Origin of the sequence: Amycolatopsis sp. NPDC006131 (genome assembly GCF_040614175.1) — a bacterium.
In the GTDB taxonomy this organism is placed as follows: domain Bacteria; phylum Actinomycetota; class Actinomycetes; order Mycobacteriales; family Pseudonocardiaceae; genus Amycolatopsis_E; species Amycolatopsis_E tucumanensis.
Genome location: NZ_JBEXTX010000222.1, coordinates 1 through 4,308, shown reverse-complemented (window position 1 = coordinate 4,308; position 4,308 = coordinate 1). Strand labels below are relative to the sequence as shown.

Below are 4,308 nucleotides of genomic sequence, written 5' to 3'. Positions count from 1 at the left end.
CCGGAGCGGTTGCAGCCCCCGGTGCGCATCCGGTGTTCGGGCTACACGTCTATGGACGCTTCCTTCGTCGCATGAAGTCAAGCGTGGTGCGAAAGATTTCTGTGGAATGGGTGTGGCGCATGCTCAATCGAGAGCCGGGTCGTTCTCCGTCGGTGCCGGTGCGACAACGGGGCCGCCTAGGGCGACAGCGACGCAACAGCCCAGGGATTCGGTGCCGTGCACATCCCAAAATCCTCGACAGATGGCCTGCGTGCCGATCGGCTTTCCGGCCGCTGGCAGGGTTTCATGGCAGAGAATCCAGCTTCCGCGTGCTAGCGCCACCTGAACCATCTGGTCGCGCTCGCCGGGCTCGAGGTCCATCAGGTTGCCCGGGCGGAAGATACACGTGTCGCACAGGCGTGACAGGACTCGTGGCAGCCCGGTCGAGGCATCGCGCACGTCGCCGAGCGGATCGTCGGCGTTGACCTGGTAGGTCAGGAGGAGCACGTAGGTTCCGGTCACCGGGTGCACGGGCTCGCCGGCCTGGTCGCTTACCCAGATCAGCGGGCAGGGGAGGTTCTGGTGCTGCGGCGCGTGCGGCTGTTCGAGGTTGTAGAACTGGCGCGCGGTCCAGTCGACGTTGAGCTCTCGCTGATCAGGTAGCGCGATGCGCACCCACCAGTGGTCGCCACCTGCGCTGTACCGGTTGGAAGCGTCGCCGTAGACCAGGAACACGTCGAGGTCGGCCGACCTTGCGATCAGGTTCTTCGCGAAGGCTTCGGACACCGACTTCGAGTTGCCGCCGGCCTCGAACGTCCGTTGCAACTCGTCCGGGGAGATGCCGGGGTAGGCCATCCAGATGCGGATGATCGACTCGAACTCGAAGTCGTCGATGGCGGCGCGAATGTTGTGCGGCAGTTGGTGCCGATCGATGGTTTTCATCGGCAGGTCCTTCCGCCACCACGAGGGTTGGGGTCGCCCGAGATGGTGAGCGTGTACACGGCCTCGGGTTCGGTAGCGAAACAAATCTGCTGGTTGCCGGGGGTCACGATGCGCCAGTCGGATTGCCGGACGAAGTCGGCGCAGTAGTAGCTGCCGAGCAGGATTCCGTCTCGCGTGACCGTGCCGTACAGGGTTCGCTGTGCATCGGCCGGGTCCGCCACCGCGGCGGTGATCACGCAGCCGTTCTCGGTGAAGGTGCGGATGACGATTTCCGTGGCGTGTTCGTCGTGGTGTTCCATGGTGCTGGTCTCCTTGTCATCGTTGGCGGGTTCTGGTGCGACGGTGATCCGGTAGCGGGGGCAGCCGGGGGCGTGGGGGCGGCACGCGGCGACATCGGTGACGTGGCGGCCGGTGAAGCGTTCGACGGCGGTGGTGACGGCCTGCGGGTGGGTCATGTCGCCGGTGGCCGGGAACGTGCATTCGGCCCACCGGTCCGGTCCGGTCGCGATCGAGACCTGGTAGCGGCCGTCGACGATCTCGCTGATCACGTACCAGATCCGGTCGTCCGGTACGTCCGCGTGCTGGGTTGCCGTGTGCACGGGGCCTCCTTGTCAGCGGGCGGCGCGCAGGGCGGCCGTGGCGGCGCGTCCGATGGCCTGGGCGGTGGCGGCGGGGTCGGTGAGCAGGTGGACGCGTGCCCCGGCGAGCGGGGTGTCGTGCTTGCTGGTGGTCAGCCACAGCACCGCGCACCCGGTGGCGCGTAAGCGGTTGAGTCGCTTCTGTCCTTCGGCGCGAGGCTGGTCGCGGAAGTTGCCGTCGGAGACGATGACCAGCAGCCGCGCCGCGCCGGGCGCGGCCAGGCCGAGCGCGCCGTCGAGGGCGTCGATGGCGGTGGGGATGTCTTCCCAGTTGTCGTTGGACTGGAACTCGGTGACGACGGACGGGGTGCGGCCGGGGTGGATCAGGGGCCGGACGTTGTTGCCGAAGATCACCGTGGCCGTGTCGGCGGGGACCCGGGTGTGGCGGGCGGCGTGCGCGAGGATCCAGGCGGCCGAGGCGACGTGCTCACGTGCCCACCGCATCGTGCCGGACACGTCGCATGCCACGCCGAGCCGCAGCGGTGGGGTGGGCGTCATGGTGCGGGTGATGCGGGTGAACGGTTCGGCGGTCGGCAGCGCTCCAGCGGCGCGCTGGGCGTCGGCGGCGAGGGCACCGCGCATCCGCAACCGCCCGGGCGGAACCACCGAGGTCGTGCGGATCGCGCCCCGGTCGCGCACCCCGGCGGTGTCCAGCGCCCGGGCCAGTACGCGAGCGGCGGTGCGTTCCTCCGGCTTCGGTGGGCGTGTCCCGGCCAGGCCGGTGCGGCCGTCCCTTGGCCCGCCGAGCCGGAAGGTCTGCCGAGCGGCGCGTTCGGCCTCCTTGCGGGCGATGTCCTCGCGTGCATGCGCGGCGGCGGCGCGGGTGGCGGGATCCTCCGGGGGTTGCTCGTGCGCCACGTTGGCGGCCACGGTGTCGAGCACGGTCGCGATGGCTTCCGCGATCGGGGACGGGCCGGTCGGGAGTGCGCCGGTGCCATTGGCCGGGTCACCGTTGGCCGCAGGGGGCGGGGTGGGGTTGGCGGGGTCGGTGCCGAGAATGTCGCACCACTGCCGCCCGAGGTCGAGCATCGTCTGCCCGTCGTTGTCGGCCGTGCGCAGCGCACGCCGCCACACGATCCGCAGCTCGTCCAGCTTGTCCCTGCCGAGCACGTCTTCGATCACGCGACCGACCGGCGCGACCTCGGCGTGGGTCAGCACTCCGGCGTCAGCCCGGCCGAGGAGCAGGGCAGCAGCGCGCGCGGCATCGGCGGGGGTCATCTGCGGGGCGGTGGCGGGGTCGGCGTAGAGGTGTAGGTCGTCGGCGACGAGGTCCTTCGCGGCGGCCCGCAACCAGTGCCGGTCGTCGGGGCGGCGCCGGATCTGGGCGGCTTCCATGCGCGCTTCTTCCAGCAGCATGGCGGCATCGACCACTCCGGGCGGTGCGTCGTCGGGCGGGTCCCAGGCGGTGTGTTTGGCGTGGCCGCATTCGTGGGTGAGGGCGCCCCAGGTGGCGGGGTAGCGGGTGCGGTCGCTGATGTCGGCGGGGTCGACGGTGGCGGGGTCGACCTTGAGGTGGTTGCCGTCGACCTCGATCAGCGCGGGGCCGGGGTAGAAGCAGGCTGCCGCGCCGCCGCCCGCGCCGGGTGCGATGGTGACCAGGAGGTCGTCGCGGTCAGCGATCACGGGGACCTCGTCGGCCAGGGCGGCGGACAGGGTGAGCCATTCGGGGCGGGCCGGGAACACAGCGGCACCGGTGGCGGCCGGGTCAGCGAGGTGGTTGCTCATCCTTCCGTCCTTTCCGGACAGTCGTTCGTGGATCAGATGCGGGTGCCGAGTGCGAGCGGGGCGAGATCTTTGCCGAACACCTGCCGGACCACAGCGGCGACGGTCGCGCGGTCCTCTTCCGGCGCGGTTCCCACCAGGTTTCCGGCGGCGGCTTCAGGGCCGAGCACGTCGGCGATTTTCTGGAACGCCTGCAGTTCGCGGAGCTGGGGCGCCCAGCCGACTTCGCCATTGGCGTGCCGGGTGGCGAGATTGCGCGCGATCTTCACCGCCCGCTTGTCGATCTTGAGTTGCGCGGCGAGGTCGTAGTCGGTGGACACCTGGATCTGTGCTGCGAACCGGGATGACAGGGCATCGGTGAGCACCGCGCCGTGCACGCCGGGGTTGTGCCCGGCAACGACGTAGAACCCGGGCGCGGCGTCGATGATTTCGCCGCCGTTGGCCTTGATGATGATCTGGCGGCGGCCGTCCATCGCGGGATAGACCACGGCGAGCACGGTCGGCGGGATCAGGGTGGCGTCGTCGATGAACAGGGTCCGGCCCTCACGCATCGCGCGCACCAGCGGGCCGTGGATGAACGTGTATCGCACGTTGCCGCTTTCGTCGACGGTCTGGGCATACTCACCGACCAGGTCAGCGACCGTGGTGTCCCCGTCGCCCTGAACGGTCAGCAGGTCGGGGAACGCGGCTTCCACCACCGACGTTTTCCCAGTGCCGGGCGGGCCGTACATCAGGGCGGGGACCCCGGCGTCGCGCAGCTTCCGCAGTGCCACCACATCGGGCATCCCGGACAGTAGGCGTGGGTGGTAGGGCGTCCCGTTGGGACGCGTCACCGGACCGGTGACCGGTGCGGGTGCGGCGGCCGTGGCGGGTGGTGTGGTAGCGCGCGTCGGGCTCGCCGTCGTCCTTTTCGGACGGACCGAAGCAGGGGACGGGGCGGGGGTGATCGACGCAGCGGCGACGGTCTCGGTGGTCCCGGTCGCGCGATAGGACAAGGGGGCGGCGGAAACCGTGATCGCGTGGCCCT

The 4,308-nt window shown here is 70.3% G+C and carries 4 protein-coding genes; all 4 read right to left on the bottom strand.

Going from position 1 to position 4,308, the window contains the following annotated elements; translation table 11 throughout:
* Positions 1–123: 123 nt before the first annotated feature.
* On the bottom strand, positions 124–921 hold the full coding sequence (locus ABZ215_RS43390; protein WP_354956773.1) for a hypothetical protein: 798 nt from the start codon (positions 919–921) through the stop codon (positions 124–126).
* Positions 918–1,520, bottom strand: a complete 603-nt coding sequence (locus ABZ215_RS43385; protein WP_354956771.1) for a hypothetical protein — start codon at positions 1,518–1,520, stop codon at positions 918–920. Before ABZ215_RS43385 ends, ABZ215_RS43390 begins: the two co-directional genes overlap by 4 nt.
* Positions 1,521–1,532: 12 nt before the next feature.
* A complete protein-coding gene (locus ABZ215_RS43380; protein WP_354956769.1) occupies positions 1,533–3,284 on the bottom strand; it encodes a hypothetical protein in 1,752 nt (583 codons plus the stop codon).
* Between the two features lie 32 nt (positions 3,285–3,316).
* Positions 3,317–4,308, bottom strand: a 992-nt coding sequence (locus ABZ215_RS43375) for an AAA family ATPase (protein ID WP_354956767.1), incomplete at its 5' end; no start/stop codon positions are given.

Excerpts from the sequence above, each read along its gene's own strand:
- ABZ215_RS43390 (WP_354956773.1), bottom strand. The coding sequence starts at position 921 with ATGAAAACCATCGATCGGCACCAACTGCCGCACAACATTCGCGCCGCC.
- ABZ215_RS43380 (WP_354956769.1), bottom strand. The coding sequence starts at position 3,284 with ATGAGCAACCACCTCGCTGACCCGGCCGCCACCGGTGCCGCTGTGTTC.